We start from the raw sequence: 19,065 nt of genomic DNA, 5'->3' as shown, positions 1-19,065 counted from the left end.
TGGACTTGTCCAGTTCTGCACGGTTTATTCCTGACTTGGCAGGAAAAAGCGACCGATCACCGGTAAATGATCGGAGATCGCCAAGGTATCGCGCTGGCGAACCTGGCTGGCGAGCGGGGTCAGGCGTGGGCTGTAGAACAGGTAATCGAGGGTGCGATCCGGGCCGCTGGCGGCTGGATCGTTGGGGTAATGGGTGTACCACTGCGCCTGCTGTGCGCCGCTGGCCTGTTGCAGGCTGGGGATCATCGGGTAGCGACGGGCCAAGTCCTGCAATTCGCTGTCGGCAGCGTACCAGCTACGTTGACCCTCCGGCAGATGCTGGAATTGACCGGGTGGCAGCAGGTTGAGGTCGCCGCCCAGCACCCAGGTTTTGTCGCTGGTTTGCAGCTGCTGGAGTAAACCGTCGGTCATCTCTACCTGGCGCTGCATGGTGTCCGCGCCTTGGGCGAAGGCATCGAAATGGGTGTTGATCGCCACCAGTTCGTCGCCACCACGAATCGGCAGGTAGCTGATCAGCAAGGCGCGCTTGAGCTGGAACTGGCGGCTCAGCAGGTCGCTATCGAGCATGGGCAATTGCAGGCGTTCGGCGCGGGCGATCTGGAAGCGACTGAGGGTGCCGAGTTTCATGCCGACGCTGCCGAGGATTCGCGGGTGCGGAACGAAACCAGCCTTCCAGTAGAAGGCCTGGGTGCTGCAGGGGTAAAGGTCGCTCAGGCGTGCCTGCAGCAGGGCCAACTGATCCTGGTAGTCGCTGGCCTTGGCGTTGTCGTGCAGCTCCTGCAGCAGTACGACATCCGGTTGTTCGTCGCGCAGCACGCGCACCACTTCATCCAGGGTGATGGCCAGGTCGGCGCTGCTCGGGCGCTCGTCCGGTCCATCACCGCCGGGCAGGTCGTACCAGAATACATGGCGCTTGCCGGCCAGGTACTGCACGTTCCAGGTCATCACTTTGAGTGCCTGGCCGGGCTGCAGCTGCGCCACCTGCCCGCTGCATGACACGGCTGCTTCTTCATGGGGCAGCGGGCGCCATGTCAGGCTGTACACCAGCGCAATCAGCACAGCGAGCAATGGCAAAAAAATGAGCAGGAGCAGGCGAAGCGGGCGAGGCAGGGACATGGCGAAACGGGCGGCTATGCTGGAAGGAGGCGAGGATACCTGACTGCGGCCTGTCGGCCCAGGCATGCGCGATCCTGCCGGGAGGTTGCGATGAACCAGCCGCTGATCGCCCAGCATGGCCCCTACGCGGTGGATGTGGAGGCTGGGCGGGATTATTTCTGGTGCCGTTGTGGGCACAGCGCCAGCCAGCCATTCTGCGATGGCAGCCACAAGGGCAGTGGACTGACGCCACAGAGGTACCATGCCGAGCGCGCCGAACGGCTATTTTTCTGTGGTTGCAAGCACACAGCCACGCCGCCCTGTTGCGATGGCAGCCATAACAGGTTGTAGTGTCGCCGAGGCCAGGGCAGCGGGAGCAATGCATGTATCGCAAGGTATTCGCCAACAAGGTGTTCGACCGCAAGGTCGTACTCATCACGGGAGGTTGTGCCGGCATCGGTCGCGCCTTGGCGATGCGCCTGGCCCAGGCTGGTGCGCGCCTGGTGATTCTCGATCTGCAGCAGGCAGCGCTGGACAGCCTGGTGCAGCACCTGGCCGATCATCACAACGCCGAGGCTCTTGGGCTGCTCTGCGACGTGGCTGACGCCGAGGCGGTGCAGCGCGCAGTGGCGCTGGCGGTGGAGCGTTTCGGCGGTATCGATGTGTTGGTCAACAATGCCGGGATCACTCATCGCAGCACCTTCGCCGAGACCAGTCTGGACGTGTTCCAGCGGGTCATGGCGGTCAACTATTTCGGCGCGCTCTACTGCACCCAGGCAGCGCTGCCCAGCCTGATTGCCCGCGGCGGACAGATAATCGTGCTCAGCTCACTATCGGGTATCGCGCCGTTGCTCTACCGCAGCGCTTACAACGCCAGCAAGCACGCGCTGCACGGCTTGTTCGAGACGCTGCGCTTTGAGCTCAAGGGCTCGGGCGTGAACGTGATGCTAGTGTGCCCAGGTTTTACCGCGACAGACCTGCGCAAGAACGCTCTGGTCGGTGACGGCTCGGTGGCTGCCCAACCTCCCTTGGCGATGGGCAAGGTGGCTTCGCCGCAGGATGTCGCCGAGGCCATCTATCATGGGGCACTCAAGCGTCGGCGTCTGCTGGTGTTGTCCAACGTCGATTGGCGTGCCCGGGTGCTGGCGCGCTTCTTCCCGAGGCTGTTCGAGCGGGTGTTGCTACCGCGGCTTTCCGGGTTGCGACCACAGCGTTCGGGGCGCAATTGATGCGTCTTTGGCTACTCGCACTGTTGATTCTGACGCCTCTGTGCCGGGCTGGCGAAGGCGAACCCCTACGGGTGATGACCGACCTCTGGCCGCCCTTTCGCATGGAGGATGAGAACGGTCAGCTGCAGGGGCTGGATATCGATCTGCTGGCCGAACTGTCACGGCGCACTGGGCTGCGTTTCGATGTGGAGCGCGCGCCCTGGGCGAGAGGTCTGGCTGCGCTGGAACAGGGCAAGGCCGATCTGATGACCGGGCTGGCCAGGACGGCGGAGCGTGAGCGCTATATTCAGTATCTGGAAGCGCCGTACTACGCGTGCTCGCCGCGTTTCTACGCCAATCCGGCGCTGGCCACGCGCCTGGACAGCTACGAGAAACTTCGCGGGCTGCGCATCGGCCATGTGCTGGAGTCGGTGTACTTCCAGCCGTTCGATGGCGATCAGCAGTTGAACAAGGTCGGTGTCAGTAACGAGAGCCAGTTGCTGCAGATGCTCGCACGTGGCCGCATCGACGTACTGGTGGGCACCGACTGCCAGGTCGACTACGCCTTGCTTGCCCCCGAACTGGGCGGTCGCATCGTCAAGGCAGCCTACCGTCCCGAGGCGCGCACCGAACTCTATATCGGCTTTTCCCGTCAGCGCCTGGAGCGTCTGCCGCAGCTTGCGGCTGCGCTGGAGACCCTGCTACGCGAGGGCTGGGTAGCGCGAGCGGCACGGCGTTATCAGACGGTGGTGGCGCATCAGTAGCAGGTTGTGTCAGCCATGCTCGTGCGGCTCGACGTACAGCTCGTACATCAGCTCCATATCCCAGTACGCCGCCTCGATCTTGTGACCGTCGAGGTCCCTGACGAAACAACCGTAGTAGGGCTCGCCGTAGTCCGGGCGCGGGCCTGGCTGGCCTTCGTCCTGGCCGCCGGCTGCCAAAGCTGCCTCGTGAAAGGCATGCACCGAGGCCTTGTCCGGGGCGACGAAGCCGAAGTGACTGCCGTTGCCGAGGGTCGCCGGCTGACCATTGATTGGCGTCTGCACCCAGAACTCCGGGTACTCGCGGCCGAAGGCCACCGCACCGGGATGGCGCATGATTTCCCGACAACCGAGGGTGGCCAGCACCTTGGCATAGAAGGCGCTGGCGGCATCGAAGTCGTTGGTGCCGATGGAGACGTGGGACAGGATGCTGGGGTTCGTTTCGCTCATGGCGCTCTCCTTACACTGGCCAAAGCTGCAAGCCTAGTCGCTGTTCTCGCTATTCGCCGCCTGCTGCGGCTCGAGCAGCATGAACAGGCGGAACAGCACCACGATGGCGAACAGCTGCAGGAAGCCGTTGCCAGTCTGATGCAGCACCCATAGCAGGGTGTCGCTCTGGCTCGGCTGCGTCCACCAGTCGAGCAGCCACAACGGCACCAGCACGTTGGCCAGGCAGGCAAACACCGGCCAGAAGCGCCCCTCGGTCAAGGTGAAGCTGGCCTGCAACGCGCGTAGCGGCGGCTCCTGGCGCAGTACCAGAATCAGTTCGGAGAAGGCCAGGCGCATCATGATCCAGATGCCCGGCACGATGAACAGCGACAGGCCGAGCATGATTGCCAGGGTGCTCAATCCGGTCATCAGGGCGAAGGTCGGCCATAGTTGCAGGCCTGCCGCGAACAGCTGCGCGTTGCCGGGCGTCTGGCCGATGCTGCGTGCATGCAGGAAGAGAATCAGCGGCGCGGCATACAGCGGGTAGAAGAGAATGCCGAGCAGCACGCCATAGGCCGGGTTGGCGTCTTCGCCGAGCTGGGCGGCGAGGATCGTCTGGGCGATGGCTTCGAGCAGCAACAGCGGCAGGGTCAGGCGGGCAATGGCCGCCAGGTTGTGGCTGGAGAAAAACCAGGCATCACGGAGGATGGAAAGAGGGCTCATCGGCAGGTTACCAAGTGTCGGGGCGTGGGCTCTGTAGCCATGCGCCAGGGCAGTCGAATGGGTTCAAGGGTACTCCAGCTGCGCATTGGGTAGCGCGGCGAGCAGACGCGGCAGTTCGCTGCCGGGCACTTCCAGGGTCAGCTCGGGTGGGCCGGGTGAATACTGCAGAAAGTCGCAGGCCAGCACCGCGCGGTCGATCAACAGGGTGATGTCAGCGTCATGGCCGAACGGACAGGCGCACATCGGTACGCAGCCGGTGTGTTCGATCAGTTCCTCGTCGCTGGCGATGCGCGGGCGGCTGCCCAGCAGCGCTTTGAGCCTGGTCCAGTCGGCGCGAGCGCCTTCGAGGCTGATCAGCATGGCGTAGCGTTCGGCGCCGAAGCGCAGGAACAGGCTCTTACTCTCCACGCCGCGCAGACCGAAACGCTGGCGCACGGCATGGGCGGTGGGGTATCCAGTACCGGCTCGTGCTCGACCAGGCGATGGGCGATATCCAGGCGTTGCAGCAGGTCGAGGTTGCGCTGGCACAGCAGTTGTAGAGGCGTCATGGCGGCTAGGATAGGGGCTGCGCCACGCCCGGACCAGCCCCGGACGCAGGATACGGTCGGCTCTGGCATACTGGCGCCTTCGTCGCCCCCGAGGACTCCCGGTGAAGAAGATCGCCGTATTCGCCGATGTGCAGAACCTCTACTACACGGTGCGCCAGGTCTATGGCTGCCACTTCGACTACAGTGTGCTGTGGGCCGAAGTCAGTCGCCGTGGCGTGATCGCCGAGGCCTACGCCTACGCCATCGACCGTGGCGACGCCAAGCAGCAGCAGTTCCAGCAGATCCTGCGCAAGCTGGGCTTTACCGTGAAGCTCAAACCCTACATCCAGCGCAGCGACGGCTCGGCCAAGGGTGACTGGGACGTCGGCATCACCATCGACGTGCTCGACGCGGTTGAGCGCGTCGACGAGATCGTTCTGGCCTCTGGCGATGGTGATTTCGACTTGTTGCTCGAGCGTGTGCGCAGTCGTGGCGTCGAGGCCATCGCTTATGGCGCGCCCGGGCTGACGGCGCAGTCGCTGATTCGCGCCGCCAGCCTGTACGTGCCCATCGAGGGTGAACTTTTGCTCCGTAATCATTGAGGCGTACGTGGAATCCATTGCAGTAATCGATTTCGAAACCACTGGCGTGTCGCCGACCCAGGCGCGCGCCACCGAGATCGGCGTGGCGATCATCGAGGACGGGCGCATCGTCGACCGCTACCAGAGTCTGATGAATAGCGGCGCCTGGGTGCCGCCATTCATCGAGCAGCTCACCGGTATCAGCAACGCCATGCTGCGCAAGGCGCCGCCGTCGGATCAGGTGATGAACGAGGTGGCCGACTTCATCGGCGAAAGGCCGCTGCTGGCGCATAACGCATCCTTCGACCAGAAGTTCTGGGACGCCGAGCTGGCGCGCGTGCGTCGGCGTCGTGCGCAGCCCTTCGCCTGTTCGCTGCTGCTGTCGCGCCGTCTGCTACCGGAGGCGCCAAGCCACAAGCTGGGCAATCTCAACACCTGGGCCGGTCTGCCGGATACCGGCCGCGCTCACCGTGCCCTGGCCGACGCCGAGATGGCAGCGAACCTGACACTGCACCTGTTCGGCCTGCTGCGCGAGCGCCATGGCCGGCACCAGGCCGATCATGCCTTTCTCTGCCAGTTGCAGAACCTCTCTGCCGCCAAGGTGCGTGCGCTATTGGCCGCGGCTTAGCCGTCGTAGCCCGGATGCAATCCGGGGGCCGCTATTCCCGGATTGCATCCGGGCTACAGAGCGGTGCTTTACGGGCACGAACGGGTAAACTACGCGCCAGTTTTCCTACTTCCTTCGGTTACCCTCCATGACCTTCGCCTCCCTCGGTTTGATCGAGCCGCTGCTGCGCACCCTCACCGAACTCGACTACCAGACCCCGACCCCGGTGCAGAGCCAGGCCATTCCCGCCGTGCTCAAGGGGCGCGACCTGATGGCTGCTGCGCAGACCGGCACCGGCAAGACTGCCGGCTTCGCCTTGCCGGTGTTGCAGCGTCTGACTCTGGAAGGGCCGCAGGTGGCGAGCAACAGCGTGCGTGCGCTGGTGCTGACGCCGACCCGCGAACTGGCCGAGCAGGTGCTGCAGAGCTTTTTGAGCTACGGCCAGCACCTGCCCCTGACCAGCTATGCGGTGTACGGCGGCGTCAGCATCAACCCGCAGATGATGAAACTGCGCAAGGGTGTCGACGTGCTGGTGGCCACGCCGGGGCGACTGCTCGACCTGTATCGGCAGAACGCGGTGAAGTTCTCCCAGTTGCAGACCCTGGTGCTGGATGAAGCTGATCGCATGCTCGACCTGGGTTTTGCCCGCGAGCTGGACGAGCTGTTCAGCGCACTGCCGAAAAAGCGCCAGACCCTGCTGTTCTCCGCCACCTTCTCCGATGCTATCCGGCAGATGGCCGGCGAGTTGCTGCGCGACCCGCTGTCGGTGGAAGTCAGCCCACGCAACGCTGTCGCCAAGAGCGTCAAGCAGTGGCTGATTCCGGTAGACAAGAAGCGCAAGAGTGAGCTGTTCCTGCACCTGCTGCAGGAAAAACGCTGGGGCCAGGTGCTGGTGTTTGCCAAGACCCGCAAGGGTGTCGATCAGCTCGAGCAGGAGCTGCTGGCCATGGGCGTGTCAGCCGATTCGATTCATGGCGACAAGCCACAGCCGAGCCGCCTGCGCGCACTGGAGCGCTTCAAGGCTGGCGAGGTGCAGATTCTGGTGGCCACAGACGTGGCCGCGCGTGGCCTGGATATCGATGACCTACCGCTGGTGGTCAACCTCGACCTGCCGATCAACGCCGAAGACTACGTGCACCGTATCGGCCGTACCGGCCGCGCCGGCAGCACGGGCGAGGCGATCTCCCTGGTCTGCGCCGACGAGGTGGATCAGCTGGCGGCGATCGAGAACCTGACCCAGCAATTGATCAAGCGTGTCGATGAGCCGGACTTCATTCCCGATCACCGCGTACCGCTGACTGCGGTCGGTGGCCAGGTACTGAAAAAACCGAAGAAGCCCAAGCAGAAGCTGATCCCCGGTGCGGCCAAGCCTGCCGGCAAGGGCAATATTCACCTCGGCCGCTGGTTCGAGGAAGAGGACGCCAAGCCCAAGGCCAAGGCGGTGCGCAAGGTGCCGAGCTTTGGCAGCAAGCCCAAGGGCGGCAAGAAGTAGTTGGAAATCTCTGTTGGCGGGTTGCTCCCGCCCTACGGCACGCTGTGGGAGGGGCTTTAGCCGCGACTAGTCGATGTTCTGGCCGATGCGCCAGAGCACGCCGCTGGGGTCGAACACCATGAACTCGCGCATGCCCCAGGGCTGATCCTGCGGCGCGATCAGTCGTGTGCCGAACCGCTCATCCAGTCGGGCTGCCTGAATCTGCTGCCACCAGGCATCGACTTCTTCCACCAGCAGGTGCATGACGAAGTTCTCCGCCTGTTCCTTCACGTAGAAGTTCTGCAGCAGAAAGGCGCAGTGATCACCATGGTTGAAATAGGCCATCTGTTCGTCCGACCAACCGCGCCTGAAGCCCATGGCCTGGTAGAAATCCATGCTCAGGGCGAAGTCCCGTGCCGGGACGAAGGTTTTCAGTTCAACGCTGCGCAGCATGTAAATTCCTTTTTCGTCAGAGCCCGGATGCAATCCGGGAGCACCTGGCACCGGCCCCGGATTGCATCCGGGCTACGGCGTTTTATCGAGCCGGTTGCGCCAGTGCCGCCACGGCTGCAGCGGTCATGTCGTAGATCACCAGGCACACATGCTCCACCGGCTGGCCGGCCAGCGGCAACAGAGTGACGTTCTGGTACATGAAATCGGCCTGGCCGGTGATCGGCTGGTAACTCTTGAAGCGCATCAGGTAGGGGCGTTGCTGCCACAGGCTGAAGGCACGGGTGCCCAATTGCACCACGCTTTCCACCTTGCGCTCCAGCCAGGGGCGGTCAATGTCCGGGAACAGCTCGAACAACGAACGCCCCTGTACCTGGTCCGGCCCCAGCCCGGAGTGGTTCTCCATGAAGGCATTCCACACTTCGACGCGGTACTGGCGGTCGAGCACCACCACGCCGACGTCGATGCATTGCACGATGTCGAGCAGCCAGTGAACTTCCTTGATATCGATCTGTGCGGGCATCGCCTCACTCCATCATGTAGCCGATCTTGTCGGTCAGGCGTTTGATCGAATCTTCGGTGAACAACAACAGCAGGTCGAAGTGGATGGCATGGCCTTCCAGGCTGTAACTGATCTCCACGGCCAGGGTCTTGCGCCAGCGCTGGCGGTTGACCTGGATCAGCTGGTCGAGACTGGCATGCTGGCCGAGCAACTGCGGGTGGCCCTGGGAGAAGCGCAGGTCGAGTTGCTCGGCGACGCCGGCCAGGCAGGCGCCGGTCAGGATGCTGGCCAGGTCCAGCAACATCTCCGAGGTTTGCGCTTCGTTCTCCGGCTGCCAGCCGAGCAGGCGCGCCATGTCGTCCACTTCCGAGTCATGGAACAGCAGCAGCGCCTCTCCGGCGATGGCCTCGCCGATGAAGCCCTGGCAGATGGCGCTAAAGCGCTCGCCACGTTGGGCGTCGAGCAGAGTCATGTGCAGCTCGCTGACTTCGAAGATATTCACCTGCGGCACCGGCAACTGCACGAATACACCCAGTACCTTGGCCAGCAGCGCGGCGGCGCGGCCCATGGCGACGTTGCTTACCTCGCGCAGGGCATCGCGGAAGCTGACCTTGAGTTCTGACAGCGCAGCGGCCTGGGCTTGCGCCGCTGGCGTGGCGTGCGGGTCGAACAGCTTCAGGTCGATCAGCGTCTGGCGCAGGACCTCGGGGTCGGCGGGTTTCTTGATGAAGGCCAGGGCACCCAGCTCACGCACGCGGCGAACGGCTTCTTCCTGCACGTCGCCGGACACCACGATGACCTTGCTGCTGAGCCCTTCTGCGCGCAGCGCGGCCAGGGTCTGGTAGCCATCGAGCACTGGCATGGTCAGGTCGAGCAGCATGACCGGGCCCAGACCCTGGCGGATCAAGGCCAGCGCCTCCTCGCCGTTGTTGGCCTGGCTGAGGGAAACCGGCCATTCCGGCGGCAGGGCGCGGATCAGTTGCTTGCGCGCCATATTGGAGTCGTCGCAGACCAGCAGCGGGATCACGGCGGGGAATTACCTGTGTGGGAAGCGCTAATTCTGAGCATAGCCTCAGCCCGTACGGCGTCACGACGGTTTCAGTGCTTTTTCAGCCGTCGCGCACTGTACCTGGCGTCGTGATCGCTCCTACGGTTTCAACCAGGCCAGTAAGCCCTGCGCCGCGACCTGCCCGCTGGCGAAACAGGCGGTGAGCAGGTAGCCGCCAGTGGGGGCTTCCCAGTCGAGCATTTCGCCAGCGCAGAACACGCCGGGCAAGGCTTTGAGCATCAGGCCGCCATCCAATGCCTCGAAGGGCACGCCGCCGGCGGAGCTGATCGCCTCGTCCGGTGGTCGGGTGCGCAACAGGGTGATCGGCAGCGCCTTGATCCACGGCGCCAGGGCGGCTGGATCGACGAAGGCTTCGGTCGGCGCCAACTCGCGCAGCAGGGCAGCCTTAACGCCGTCCAGCCCGGCCTGGCGATGCAGATGCTTGGCCATCGAGTGCTTGCCGCGTGGCTTGCCCAGCGCCCGCTGCAGCTTGACCAATGGCATTTGCGGCAACAGGTCGAGGTGAACCACGGCCTGGCCGTCGGCCTCGATGGCGCGGCGGATATTGGCGGAAAAGGCGTACACCAGGCTGCCTTCGACACCGCCTGCGGTGAGCACGAACTCGCCGATGCGAGGCGCCTGGCCGGGCAGGCTCAGCGCTATGTTCTTCAGTGGCGCACCGGCGAATTTCTCCCTGAGATACTCGCTCCAGCCGGCCACCTCGAAACCGCAGTTGCTCGGTTTCAGCGCCGACACCTCGACGCCGCGTGCCTGCAACAGGGGCACCCAGGCACCGTCGGAACCCAGCCGAGCCCAGCTGCCGCCGCCCAGTGCCAGCAGGTAGGCATCGGCGACCAGTGCGCGCTCACCATCCGAGCCAGCGATACGCAGGCTGCCATCCGCGTTCCAGCCGAGCCAGCGGCTGCGCGTGTGGATCGTCACGCCCAGTTCGCGCAGGCGGCGCAGCCAGGCACGCAGCAGCGGCGCGGCCTTCATGTCGCTGGGGAACACGCGGCCGGAGGTACCGACGAAGGTGTCGATACCCAGGCCATGAATCCACTCGCGCAGGGCGTCGGCATCGAACTCACGCAGCAGCGCCGCGACCTCGGCCTGGCGCTCGCCGTAACGGCCGATAAAGGCGTCCTTGGGCTCGGAATGGGTGATGTTCATGCCGCCGACGCCGGCCAGCAGGAACTTGCGCCCCACCGAGGGCATGGCGTCGAACAGCTCCACACGTACGCCGCCTTGCGCCAGCACTTCTGCAGCCATCAGCCCGGCAGGGCCGCCGCCGATGATGGCGACGTGATAAGCATTGGGCTGAGCGGCAGTAGTCATGGTGATGAGCAGACAGGAGAAAGGCTGCGCATTCTACCCGAGTGCTCCGCGGCCTTGTCATTTGCCCCGGGTTGGGGCAGGTTCAGCTCGAACCTTTTCGGCTGGAGCCCGTTATGTCCCAAATCTGCCCCGACATCGATCCCGATGGCCTGCTCGAATATTCGGTGGTCTACACCGACCGCTCGCTGAACCATATGTCGCAGTCGTTCCAGGGCGTGATGCGCGATATCTCTGCCACCCTGAAACAGGTCTACAACGCCCATGCCGTGGCGGTGGTGCCGGGCAGCGGCACTTACGGCATGGAGGCCGTGGCGCGGCAGCTGGCGACCGAGCAGAAGTGCCTGGTGATCCGCAACGGCTGGTTCAGCTACCGCTGGACGCAGATCTTCGAGATGGGTCGGATTCCTGCCGAGGCCCTGGTGCTCAAGGCGCGTCCGGTCGCCGAAGGCCGCCAGGCGGCCTTCGTCCCGGCACCGCTGGAGGAAGTGCTGGCCACCATCGCCGCCGAGAAGCCGCAACTGGTGTTCGCCCCGCATGTGGAAACCTCCTCGGGGATGATCCTTCCGGACGACTACCTGCGCGCGGTGAGCGATGCGGTGCACGCCGTCGGCGGCCTGTTCGTGCTCGACTGCATCGCCTCCGGCACGCTGTGGGTGGACATGCAGGCCTGTGGCATCGACGTGTTGATCAGCGCGCCGCAGAAAGGTTGGAGTGCTTCACCCTGCTGCGCCCTGGTGATGCTGAGCGAAGCGGCCCAGGCGCGTGTCGAGGCGACCCAGAGCAGCAGCTTCGCCTGCGACCTGAAGAAGTGGCTGCAGATCATGCAGGCCTACGAGCAGGGCGGCCACGCCTACCACGCCACCATGCCCAGCGACGCCCTGGCGCGTTTTCGCGATGCCATGCTGGAAGCCAAGGCTCTCGGATTCGACCGTGTACGCCAGCAACAGCAGGAGCTTGGCGACCGGGTGCGTGCGCTGCTGGCGGCGCGTGGCTTCAAGAGTGTCGCGGCCGAGGGCTTCGAGGCGCCGGGCGTGGTGGTCTGCTACACCGATGACGGGCAGATCAAGACTGGCGCCAAGTTCGCCGCCGTCGGTCTGCAGATCGCCGCCGGCGTGCCGCTGCAATGCGACGAACCGGCGGACTTCCAGACCTTCCGTCTGGGCCTGTTCGGCCTGGACAAACTGGGCAATATCGAGCGTACCGTGGCGACCCTGGAGCTGGCGTTGGACAGGGTGCTGGCCGGCTGATCGTCAGGACTGCGTAGGACGGGTGCAACCCGCCAGTTCATCCGTGGCGGGTTTCACCCGTCCTACGAGGGGCTAGCCCAACCCGCGTGCAGCCCAAACCCGGGCCGCGCTGTGATGCAGGATGCCGTGGCGGCGGGCGAGGGCGGCATGGTCCTTGGAGTAGCCGCCGCCAATTACCCCGAGTACTGGGATATCGCGGCCCAGGCAATGCTGCAGCACGGCTTCGTCACGCGCGGCCAGGCCCGCGTCGGTGAGTTGCAGGTAGCCCAGGGCATCGTCCTTGTGCACGTCGACGCCCGCATCGTAGAGCACCAGGTCCGGTTGGTAGATTGGCAGCAGGTAGTTGAGGATGTCGTCTACCACCTTCAGGTAATCCTCGTCGCCCATGCCGCGCGGCAGGGGGATATCCCAGTCGCTCTGCGCCTTGCGTGCCGGGAAGTTCTGCTCGCAATGCAGCGACACGGTAACGGCGTCCGGTTCGTCTTCCAGCAGCCGCGCGGTGCCGTCGCCCTGATGCACGTCGCAGTCGAAAATCAGTACGCGGTGCACGCGGCCCGCTTCGAGCAGATAGCGGGCGATCACCGCCAGGTCGTTGAAAATGCAGAAACCGGAGGGGAAGTCGTAGTGCGCGTGGTGCGTGCCGCCAGCCAGGTGGCAGGCCAGGCCGTGACGCAGTGCCAGTTCGGCGGTCAGCAGCGAGCCGCCCACGGCGCGCACGGTACGCCGTGCCAGGGCATCGCTCCAGGGCAGGCCGAGGCGGCGCTGGTCCTCGTATGACAGCTCACCGGCCATGTAGCGGGCGATGTAGTCGGGGCAGTGAACCAGGGCGAGGATCTCCGCTGGGCAGAGTTCGGGACGCTGCAGTTCGGCATCGGTGGTCAGGCCGCTGTCGACCAGATGATCGCGCAGCAGGCGGAATTTCTCCATGGGAAAGCGATGCCCGGTTGGGAAGGGCGGGCTGTAATCCTCGTGGTAGACCAGCGGTAGCGGCATACAGGCAGTGCTCATCGAATCGACGCCCTATGGTCGCAGCCAATCGAGGCAATCGCCATGCCCCCTGATCGAAACCTGCTCCGAGCTAAAGCTGAATATCTCCACTGACGTCCACTGCCCACAGTGCCGGCCAGGGCCAGCGCTGTGGGAGTGGCTTGGTGGGTAACGACTCCGGTCTTGTAATCGGTGATCAAACCGATAGGCACAACGATGATCGTTGTCAGAGCACGGATGATGCGGGCCGTGGCTGCGGGGGGCTTATTCTCCCGGCCATACGCGCATCACGCGATAAGGCGGTGTGCCGCTGTCGGCGCCGCCGGTGAAGGCCGGGGTTTTGTATAGCTGATTGACCGAGATATACAGCCAGCCGTCGTGACCCACATGCACGCTGTCCGGCCAGTCCAGTCGGGCGTCGCGTACCAGCGGCTTGAGCACGCCGTCGGTGTCGAGCAGGTCGATGCCATTGTCGTTGAGGTTGGTGAAAAAATGCCGGCCCTTGGCGTCGGTGCCGGCGCCGTCGGAAACCGGCTTGGCACCGACTCGCTGGATGGCCGCCGCGATTTGCTCGTCGCTGGCGCCGTCACGCAGCAGCTTACTGGGCAACGAGTACCAGGTCTTGCCGTTCATGGCGCCGAAGAACAGGGTGGCATGGTCGGCCGACAGGGTGATCGGATTGACCGCCACGTTGGCAGGCTTGCCCTGGAACTGAATCGGCACGCCGCCGATGACCATCCTGGCGTCGGGTTCTGCCTGCAACGCGGCATGACCGCTGAAGCGCCGTGTCTTGCCGCTGCTGATCTCTACGGCGATCAGGCCGGGGTTGGCAATGTCCGCCAGGTAGATCCAGCCCTCTTTGTCGTCGACGGCCAGGTCCTGGATAAAGCTGCCTTTGGGCGCGATATCGGAAGGCAGCTCGATGCGATACAGCTCATCGCCAGTCGCAACATCGAAGCCCCACAAACGTGTTTTGCCCAGGTTCAGGCCCATGTCGGTTATCCACAGGCGGTTCTTGCCATCGATGGCGATGCCCAGCGGTGTATCGATCTGCGCATCATTGGCGGAGGCGGTGCCGCGTTGCAACTTGCCGGTGGGCCAGGGTTTGTAGCTGTCGCGGCCGGTGATTTCGATCAGTTGAGCGGCAGCGGGCGCGCCGAAGGGATGGACCGTGGCAAACACCCGGTTGTCCGCGCTGGGGGCGACGTTGCCGGGGCGGATCGGCAGTTCGGCGACCACTTCCAGGTCGCCGACCTTGGCAGCAAGGGCCGAGTTGAAGAAGGGTATGGAAAGAGCCAGCAGGGTGGCGCTGGCCGCACGGCGGATGGGGCGAGAAAGAGACATCATGACAGGTTTCCTGTTGTGCACTGGGAAGGGCGAATGCGCTATACAAGCATTATCCGCCGTTGCGGCTGCCTCGGTGATCAATAGCGGCGAACATTCACCCTGAGGTCGGCAGGCAGTGAGGCCCAGTGTGGCTTTATCAGCAAAGGCGAAAAAGGCTGGCTACGTTGAACGTCTTTCAATCGACGGAAGAAAGTCGTCACAGCACGTAGAACAGAATCGCCACGAAGTGCAGCAGGCTGCCAGCCATGACGAACAGGTGCCAGATGCCATGCCAATGGCGAAAGCGGCTGTCGTAGGCGAAGAAGATGATGCCCACGGTGTAGAGCACGCCACCGGCCGCCAGCCACTTGAAGCCGGTCATACCCAGGGCGGCGATCAGGGGGTTTACCGCCACCAGCACGATCCAGCCCATCACCGCGTAGATGATCAACGACAGCACGCGTGCTTCGGAGCGGGGTTTGATTTCCTGCAGCATGCCGATCAGCGCAAGGCTCCAGACGATACCGAACAAGGTCCAGCCCCAGGGGCCGCGCAGGGTTACCAGGCAGAACGGGGTGTAACTGCCGGCAATCAGCAGATAGATCGACAGGTGATCGAGTTTTTGCATCACCCGTTTCGCCGGGCCGCGCATGCTGTGGTAGAGGGTGGAGATGCTGTACAGCAATATCAGGGTGACGCCATAGATGGCCACTGCGACGATCTTCCACAGGTCGCCCGTGGAGCTGGCCAGTACCAGCAGCCATACCGCACCGATGGCCGCCAGAACGGCGCCGATCAGGTGGCTCCAGGCGTTGAATTTTTCTCCGTGGTACATGCTATCTGTCGTCGTCCGTTACGCCTGACCTTGCCAGACCTTTTCTGTGCGGGTTCTCGTATGACAGTTCGCCAGCCATGTAGCAAGCGATGTAGTCGAAGGGCGAGGGCCTCCGCTGGAGATTGTTCGGGATGATGCAGTTCGGCATCGGTACTCAGGCCGCGGTCGACCAGGTGATCACGCAGCAGGCGGAATTTCTCCATGGGGAAGGAGGCCTGGCCGCGAAGGGCAGGCTGTAAGCGGCATACAATAGGTGCTCATCGAGTCGACGCCATATGGTCGCAGCCAATCGAGACAATCGCCATGCCCCTGATCGAAACCTCCACCGAGCGCCTCTTGCTGCGTGCCTGGCGCGACAGTGACCTGCCGGCGCTGGCCGCACTCAATGCCGATGCCGAGGTGATGCGTCATTTTCCCGCGCCTATGGACGCCGAGCAGAGCGCACAACTGCTGGCGCGCATCCGGGCGCATTTCGATGAGCACGGCTTTGGCTTCTGGGCCCTGGAGCGGCGCGATACGGGCGAGCTGATCGGTGTCACCGGCCTGGCACAGGTCGGCTTCGATGCGCCGTTCGTACCGGCTGTGGAGATCGGCTGGCGTCTGGCGCGGGCGCACTGGCGCCAGGGTTATGCCGGTGAGGCGGCGCGCGCGTCACTGGCCGTGGCCTTCGAGCAGCTTGGGTTGGACGAGGTATTGAGTTTCACCGTGCCGGCCAACCTGCCGTCGCAGGCGGTGATGCGTAGCATCGGTATGCAGCGCGACGAGAGCGGCGATTTTCTCCATCCGCGCGTGCCGTCCGGTCATCCCTTGCAGCCGCACGTGCTCTACCGCATAAGCCGCGAGCAGTGGGAGGCGCAGCGGTGACGGACGTGCTCGCCTATCACCAGCTCAGCAAACACGCCCCCGAGCGCTTCGCACCGGGACCGGGGCAGTTGGATTGGGCGACTCAGCCGGCACCGTTTCGTCGCTACAACGGTGCCCGGCTGATCGAGCTGTACCACCGCCCGCTGGAAGAGGGGCAGGCCTACGATGTTGCATTCGCCGGGCCGCAGACGCCGCCCGCACCACTGAATCGAGCCAGCGTCTCGCAACTGCTGTACGACAGCCTGGCCATTTCCGCCTGGAAGGAGGCTGGCGGCAGCCGCTGGGCGCTGCGGGTCAACCCGTCGTCCGGCAACCTGCACCCGACCGAGGCTTATCTGCTGTTGCCGCCGGGTGTCGTGGCTGAAGCCGCTGTGTTGGCCCACTATGCCCCGGATATCCATGCGCTGGAGATACGCAGTGAGCTGCCTGCGCCGCTCGGCCAGCAGCTTGCCAACAGCCTGCCGCCGGGTGGTTTTCTCCTCGGCCTGAGTAGCATTGCCTGGCGCGAAGCCTGGAAGTACGGCGAGCGAGCCTACCGCTATTGCCAGCACGACCTGGGGCATGCCCTGGCGGCGCTGGCCATCGCCGCCAGCGTGCAGGGCTGGCAGGTGCGCATGCTGCACGGCGTGGCCGAGGCGCGTCTGGACCGACTGCTGGGACTGGACGGAGACGACTTTCACGAAGCCGAACACGGCGACTGCCTGCTGTGGATCGGCCCGGCGCAGACGATGGAATTCGCGCTGCCCGAGGCCCTGCTGACAGCGTTGGCACAGCTTGAGCGTAGTGGTGCGCCCAATCGCCTGTCCCGTGAGTATCGCCATTGGCCCGAGTTGCAGCGCATACATGGGCTATGCCGTGCGCCGGCTCGTCCTCGCTCCGTCTGGAGCGTAGATGCTGCTGGTGTTCGCAATGACAACCCCGGCCTGCCCTTGAGGCCGATCCTGCATCGTCGGCGTAGCGCGCAGGCCATGGACGGTCGCAGCGGCATCCAGGCTGCACTGCTGCTGGCCTGGCTGCACCGCCTGATGCCGCAGCAGTCACCGGTGCCCTTTGCCGTGAGCGGTGAGCGGAGCGAGATCGACCTGCTGCTGTTCGTCCATCGCGTGCAGGGTCTGCAACCTGGCCTGTACTGGCTGGATCGCACGGGCAGCGGTGTGCAGCCGTTACGCGAGGATTACCTGTGGCAGCGGGTGGACGAGGAGCTGCCGCTGTATCGTCTGCTCGAAGGCGACGCCCGTGGCCTGGCGGGGTTCCTCAGTTGTGGCCAGGACATCGCCGCTGACGGCTGTGTAGCCTTGGCCATGCTGGCGCGGGTGGAGCGCGCCGTGACGGATGGCGCCTGGCGTTATCCACGGCTCTACTGGGAATGTGGCCAGATCGGCCAGTTGCTCTATCTGGAAGCCGAGGCGGCCGGGCTTTCGGGTACTGGCATCGGTTGTTATTTCGACGACGCTTTGCGGGAATTGCTCGGCGATGCCGACAGCGGCTGGCAAAGTCTTTACCATTTCACCCTTGGCCGCGCTGTATGGGATGAACGCCTGACGTCCCTGCCGGCCTATTCCCAACCGCGATTACCAACCCCTGCACAAGGAGAGACTCCATGACCCAGGTACTCGACGATCTGGTCGCGCTGCTGAGCCTGGAACAGATCGAGGAAAACCTGTTCCGTGGCCGCAGCCAGGATCTCGGTTTTCGCCAGCTGTTCGGCGGCCAGGTGCTTGGCCAATGCATTTCCGCTGCCAGCCAGACGGTCGAGGAGGCGCGCCACGTGCACTCCATGCACGGTTACTTCCTGCGCCCGGGCGATGCCAGCCTGCCGGTGGTCTATCAGGTCGAGCGCACCCGCGATGGTGGCAGCTTCAGCACCCGCCGCGTGGTGGCGGTGCAGAAGGGCCAGCCGATCTTCTTCTGCAGTGCCTCGTTCCAGTACGACGAGGAAGGCTTTCATCACCAGAACCAGATGCCGGACGTTCCCGGTCCCGAGGGCCTGAAGTCGGAAACCGAACTGGCGCGCATGGTGGCGCCGATGATTCCCGAGCGCATGCGTGAGCGGTTGATCAGCGACAAGCCGATCGAGATCCGCCCGGTCACCCTGATCAACCCCTTTGCCCCGCAGCCCTGCGAACCGGTCAAGTACGTGTGGTTCCGCGCCGCCGGCGAGCTGCCGGACGACCCGCAACTGCACAAGTACCTGCTGGCCTACGCCAGTGACTTCAACCTGCTGACCACCTCGATGCAGCCGCACGGTGTGTCGGTGTTTCAGAAGTTCATGCAGGTCGCCAGCCTTGACCATTCGCTGTGGTTCCACCGCAACCTGCGCATGGATGACTGGCTGCTATATGCCATGGACAGCCCGTGGGCCGGCAACGCCCGCGGCTTCTCCCGCGCCAGCATCTACAACCGCCAGGGCGAACTGGTGGCCTCGGCAGCCCAGGAAGGTCTGACGCGCGTGCGTGAGGACTGGAAGTGAGAACACTGCGCGAAGCTCGTCACTGGGTGTTCGACATGGATGGCACCCTGACCCTGGCCGTGCATGATTTCCCGGCGATCAAGCGGGCGCTGGGCATTCCTCAGGAGGATGACATCCTTCATCACCTGGCGGCGCTACCGGCAGAGGAGGCCGCGGCCAAGCATGCCTGGCTGCTCGAGCACGAGCGCGAACTGGCGGTGGCCTCGCGCCCGGCGCCGGGTGCCATCGAGCTGGTGCGCACCCTGTGCGAGCGTGGCTGCCAGCTCGGCATCCTCACGCGCAATGCTCACTCGCTGGCGTTGCTGACGTTGCAGGCCATCGGCCTGGATGACTGCTTTGCCAGGGCGGATATTCTTGGCCGCGACGAGGCTCCACCCAAACCGCATCCGGGTGGGCTGCTGCACCTCGCCGAGCGCTGGAGCGTTACGCCGCGTGAGCTGGTAATGGTTGGAGACTACCGCTTCGACCTGGAGTGCGCCCAGGCCGCCGGTGCGCGCAGCGTGCTGGTCAACCTGCCGGACAACCCCTGGCCGGAGCTGACCGGGCTGCACGCGCAGGATTGCGCGCAGTTGTTGGCGGGGCTGGGCTGAGCGGCGAGG

General features: G+C 64.5%; 21 protein-coding genes and 2 pseudogenes. 11 read left to right on the top strand and 12 right to left on the bottom strand.

The annotated features are described in order from the left end of the window. Positions 1 to 24 precede the first annotated feature (24 nt). On the bottom strand, positions 25 to 1,116 hold the full coding sequence (locus JWV26_RS05780; RefSeq protein ID WP_206418589.1) for an endonuclease/exonuclease/phosphatase family protein: 1,092 nt from the start codon (positions 1,114 to 1,116) through the stop codon (positions 25 to 27). A 90-nt stretch (positions 1,117 to 1,206) separates the two neighbouring features. On the opposite strand from JWV26_RS05780, the gene JWV26_RS05775 reads away from it, so the two are divergent. Genes JWV26_RS05775 through JWV26_RS05765 form a run of 3 tightly spaced genes read left to right on the top strand, consistent with a single transcriptional unit; the run spans position 1,207 to position 3,067 of the window. After that, positions 1,207 to 1,446: a CDGSH iron-sulfur domain-containing protein gene (locus tag JWV26_RS05775; protein ID WP_206418588.1), complete on the top strand. Its 240-nt coding sequence runs from the start codon at positions 1,207 to 1,209 to the stop codon at positions 1,444 to 1,446. A gap of 32 nt (positions 1,447 to 1,478) precedes the next feature. After that, complete coding sequence (locus tag JWV26_RS05770) at positions 1,479 to 2,324, top strand: SDR family oxidoreductase (protein ID WP_072424371.1); 846 nt, start codon at positions 1,479 to 1,481, stop codon at positions 2,322 to 2,324. After that, positions 2,324 to 3,067 carry a substrate-binding periplasmic protein gene (locus JWV26_RS05765; protein WP_072424370.1) on the top strand — a complete coding sequence of 248 codons (744 nt, stop codon included), beginning with the start codon at positions 2,324 to 2,326 and terminating at the stop codon, positions 3,065 to 3,067. The genes JWV26_RS05770 and JWV26_RS05765 overlap by 1 nt, the downstream gene beginning before the upstream one ends. Before the next feature lie 9 nt (positions 3,068 to 3,076). Here JWV26_RS05765 and JWV26_RS05760 read toward each other — a convergent pair whose 3' ends face one another. The 3 genes and pseudogenes from JWV26_RS05760 to JWV26_RS05750 form a co-directional block, all read right to left on the bottom strand. Further along, the gene (locus tag JWV26_RS05760) at positions 3,077 to 3,514 is read right to left on the bottom strand and encodes a VOC family protein (protein WP_017675461.1); all 438 of its coding nucleotides are present in this window, start codon (positions 3,512 to 3,514) and stop codon (positions 3,077 to 3,079) included. A 33-nt stretch (positions 3,515 to 3,547) separates the two neighbouring features. Continuing rightward, positions 3,548 to 4,216 carry a YciC family protein gene (locus JWV26_RS05755; protein WP_072424369.1) on the bottom strand — a complete coding sequence of 223 codons (669 nt, stop codon included), beginning with the start codon at positions 4,214 to 4,216 and terminating at the stop codon, positions 3,548 to 3,550. A 63-nt stretch (positions 4,217 to 4,279) separates the two neighbouring features. Next, positions 4,280 to 4,764 (bottom strand): annotated as a pseudogene (locus JWV26_RS05750) (YbaK/EbsC family protein). A gap of 101 nt (positions 4,765 to 4,865) precedes the next feature. Between JWV26_RS05750 and JWV26_RS05745 the strand changes: the two are divergent. The 3 genes from JWV26_RS05745 to JWV26_RS05735 all read left to right on the top strand — a co-directional run bounded on the left by JWV26_RS05745 (position 4,866) and on the right by JWV26_RS05735 (position 7,423). Further along, positions 4,866 to 5,345, top strand: a complete 480-nt coding sequence (locus tag JWV26_RS05745) for a LabA-like NYN domain-containing protein (RefSeq protein WP_074916497.1) — start codon at positions 4,866 to 4,868, stop codon at positions 5,343 to 5,345. Between the two features lie 7 nt (positions 5,346 to 5,352). After that, on the top strand, positions 5,353 to 5,952 hold the full coding sequence (locus JWV26_RS05740) for a 3'-5' exonuclease (RefSeq protein WP_074916495.1): 600 nt from the start codon (positions 5,353 to 5,355) through the stop codon (positions 5,950 to 5,952). Between the two features lie 127 nt (positions 5,953 to 6,079). Next, the gene (locus tag JWV26_RS05735) at positions 6,080 to 7,423 is read left to right on the top strand and encodes an RNA helicase RhlE1 (RefSeq protein WP_206418587.1); all 1,344 of its coding nucleotides are present in this window, start codon (positions 6,080 to 6,082) and stop codon (positions 7,421 to 7,423) included. Between the two features lie 66 nt (positions 7,424 to 7,489). On the opposite strand, the gene JWV26_RS05730 is transcribed toward JWV26_RS05735, so the two are convergent. The 4 genes from JWV26_RS05730 to JWV26_RS05715 all read right to left on the bottom strand — a co-directional run bounded on the left by JWV26_RS05730 (position 7,490) and on the right by JWV26_RS05715 (position 10,737). Continuing rightward, entirely contained in the window at positions 7,490 to 7,855 is a 366-nt protein-coding gene (locus JWV26_RS05730) for a VOC family protein (protein WP_074916491.1), read from the bottom strand. Between the two features lie 82 nt (positions 7,856 to 7,937). Then, positions 7,938 to 8,375 carry a PAS domain-containing protein gene (locus JWV26_RS05725; RefSeq protein ID WP_045736286.1) on the bottom strand — a complete coding sequence of 146 codons (438 nt, stop codon included), beginning with the start codon at positions 8,373 to 8,375 and terminating at the stop codon, positions 7,938 to 7,940. A gap of 4 nt (positions 8,376 to 8,379) precedes the next feature. Beyond that, positions 8,380 to 9,381, bottom strand: a complete 1,002-nt coding sequence (locus tag JWV26_RS05720) for a response regulator (RefSeq protein WP_206418586.1) — start codon at positions 9,379 to 9,381, stop codon at positions 8,380 to 8,382. 120 nt (positions 9,382 to 9,501) lie between these two features. After that, positions 9,502 to 10,737, bottom strand: a complete 1,236-nt coding sequence (locus JWV26_RS05715) for a TIGR03862 family flavoprotein (RefSeq protein WP_206418585.1) — start codon at positions 10,735 to 10,737, stop codon at positions 9,502 to 9,504. A gap of 113 nt (positions 10,738 to 10,850) precedes the next feature. Here JWV26_RS05715 and JWV26_RS05710 point away from each other — a divergent pair, with 113 nt between their 5' ends. Next, complete coding sequence (locus JWV26_RS05710; RefSeq protein ID WP_206418584.1) at positions 10,851 to 11,984, top strand: aminotransferase class V-fold PLP-dependent enzyme; 1,134 nt, start codon at positions 10,851 to 10,853, stop codon at positions 11,982 to 11,984. Between the two features lie 72 nt (positions 11,985 to 12,056). Here the strand turns inward: JWV26_RS05710 and JWV26_RS05705 are convergent, their stop codons facing one another. From JWV26_RS05705 to JWV26_RS24335, 4 genes and pseudogenes are all read right to left on the bottom strand, one after another. Continuing rightward, positions 12,057 to 12,977, bottom strand: coding sequence for a histone deacetylase family protein (locus JWV26_RS05705; protein ID WP_093052972.1), 921 nt, complete (start codon positions 12,975 to 12,977; stop codon positions 12,057 to 12,059). Between the two features lie 258 nt (positions 12,978 to 13,235). Beyond that, positions 13,236 to 14,318 carry an L-dopachrome tautomerase-related protein gene (locus JWV26_RS05700; protein ID WP_206418583.1) on the bottom strand — a complete coding sequence of 361 codons (1,083 nt, stop codon included), beginning with the start codon at positions 14,316 to 14,318 and terminating at the stop codon, positions 13,236 to 13,238. Between the two features lie 196 nt (positions 14,319 to 14,514). Further along, positions 14,515 to 15,132, bottom strand: a complete 618-nt coding sequence (gene trhA, locus JWV26_RS05695) for a PAQR family membrane homeostasis protein TrhA (RefSeq protein WP_206418582.1) — start codon at positions 15,130 to 15,132, stop codon at positions 14,515 to 14,517. A gap of 34 nt (positions 15,133 to 15,166) precedes the next feature. Further along, positions 15,167 to 15,383 (bottom strand): annotated as a pseudogene (locus JWV26_RS24335) (histone deacetylase); the annotation flags it as partial. Positions 15,384 to 15,435: 52 nt separating this feature from the next. Here JWV26_RS24335 and JWV26_RS05690 point away from each other — a divergent pair. The 4 genes from JWV26_RS05690 to JWV26_RS05675 are packed head-to-tail and all read left to right on the top strand — an operon-like array spanning position 15,436 to position 19,056. Continuing rightward, entirely contained in the window at positions 15,436 to 15,996 is a 561-nt protein-coding gene (locus JWV26_RS05690; protein ID WP_079785264.1) for a GNAT family N-acetyltransferase, read from the top strand. Beyond that, positions 15,993 to 17,600 (top strand): SagB/ThcOx family dehydrogenase, encoded by a 1,608-nt coding sequence (locus tag JWV26_RS05685; RefSeq protein WP_206418581.1) that lies wholly within the window; start codon positions 15,993 to 15,995, stop codon positions 17,598 to 17,600. Before JWV26_RS05690 ends, JWV26_RS05685 begins: the two co-directional genes overlap by 4 nt. Then, entirely contained in the window at positions 17,597 to 18,466 is an 870-nt protein-coding gene (gene tesB / locus JWV26_RS05680; RefSeq protein ID WP_017675445.1) for an acyl-CoA thioesterase II, read from the top strand. Before JWV26_RS05685 ends, tesB begins: the two co-directional genes overlap by 4 nt. Further along, positions 18,463 to 19,056, top strand: coding sequence for an HAD family hydrolase (locus JWV26_RS05675; protein WP_072424355.1), 594 nt, complete (start codon positions 18,463 to 18,465; stop codon positions 19,054 to 19,056). The genes tesB and JWV26_RS05675 overlap by 4 nt, the downstream gene beginning before the upstream one ends. The last annotated feature ends 9 nt before the right edge of the window (positions 19,057 to 19,065 follow it).

This window comes from Ectopseudomonas toyotomiensis, from assembly GCF_017167985.1.
GTDB lineage: Bacteria > Pseudomonadota > Gammaproteobacteria > Pseudomonadales > Pseudomonadaceae > Aquipseudomonas > Aquipseudomonas toyotomiensis.
This window is presented reverse-complemented; position numbering and strand designations above follow the sequence as displayed.

Bases quoted from the DNA above. Each gene is read 5' to 3' on its own strand.
- JWV26_RS05780 (WP_206418589.1), bottom strand. From the start codon at position 1,116: ATGTCCCTGCCTCGCCCGCTTCGCCTGCTCCTGCTCATTTTTTTGCCA.
- JWV26_RS05775 (WP_206418588.1), top strand. From the start codon at position 1,207: ATGAACCAGCCGCTGATCGCCCAGCATGGCCCCTACGCGGTGGATGTG.
- JWV26_RS05770 (WP_072424371.1), top strand. From the start codon at position 1,479: ATGTATCGCAAGGTATTCGCCAACAAGGTGTTCGACCGCAAGGTCGTA.
- JWV26_RS05765 (WP_072424370.1), top strand. From the start codon at position 2,324: ATGCGTCTTTGGCTACTCGCACTGTTGATTCTGACGCCTCTGTGCCGG.
- JWV26_RS05760 (WP_017675461.1), bottom strand. From the start codon at position 3,514: ATGAGCGAAACGAACCCCAGCATCCTGTCCCACGTCTCCATCGGCACC.
- JWV26_RS05755 (WP_072424369.1), bottom strand. From the start codon at position 4,216: ATGAGCCCTCTTTCCATCCTCCGTGATGCCTGGTTTTTCTCCAGCCAC.
- JWV26_RS05735 (WP_206418587.1), top strand. From the start codon at position 6,080: ATGACCTTCGCCTCCCTCGGTTTGATCGAGCCGCTGCTGCGCACCCTC.
- JWV26_RS05730 (WP_074916491.1), bottom strand. From the start codon at position 7,855: ATGCTGCGCAGCGTTGAACTGAAAACCTTCGTCCCGGCACGGGACTTC.
- JWV26_RS05725 (WP_045736286.1), bottom strand. From the start codon at position 8,375: ATGCCCGCACAGATCGATATCAAGGAAGTTCACTGGCTGCTCGACATC.
- JWV26_RS05715 (WP_206418585.1), bottom strand. From the start codon at position 10,737: ATGACTACTGCCGCTCAGCCCAATGCTTATCACGTCGCCATCATCGGC.
- JWV26_RS05710 (WP_206418584.1), top strand. From the start codon at position 10,851: ATGTCCCAAATCTGCCCCGACATCGATCCCGATGGCCTGCTCGAATAT.
- JWV26_RS05705 (WP_093052972.1), bottom strand. From the start codon at position 12,977: ATGCCGCTACCGCTGGTCTACCACGAGGATTACAGCCCGCCCTTCCCA.
- JWV26_RS05700 (WP_206418583.1), bottom strand. From the start codon at position 14,318: ATGATGTCTCTTTCTCGCCCCATCCGCCGTGCGGCCAGCGCCACCCTG.
- trhA (WP_206418582.1), bottom strand. From the start codon at position 15,132: ATGTACCACGGAGAAAAATTCAACGCCTGGAGCCACCTGATCGGCGCC.
- JWV26_RS05690 (WP_079785264.1), top strand. From the start codon at position 15,436: ATGCCCCTGATCGAAACCTCCACCGAGCGCCTCTTGCTGCGTGCCTGG.
- tesB (WP_017675445.1), top strand. From the start codon at position 17,597: ATGACCCAGGTACTCGACGATCTGGTCGCGCTGCTGAGCCTGGAACAG.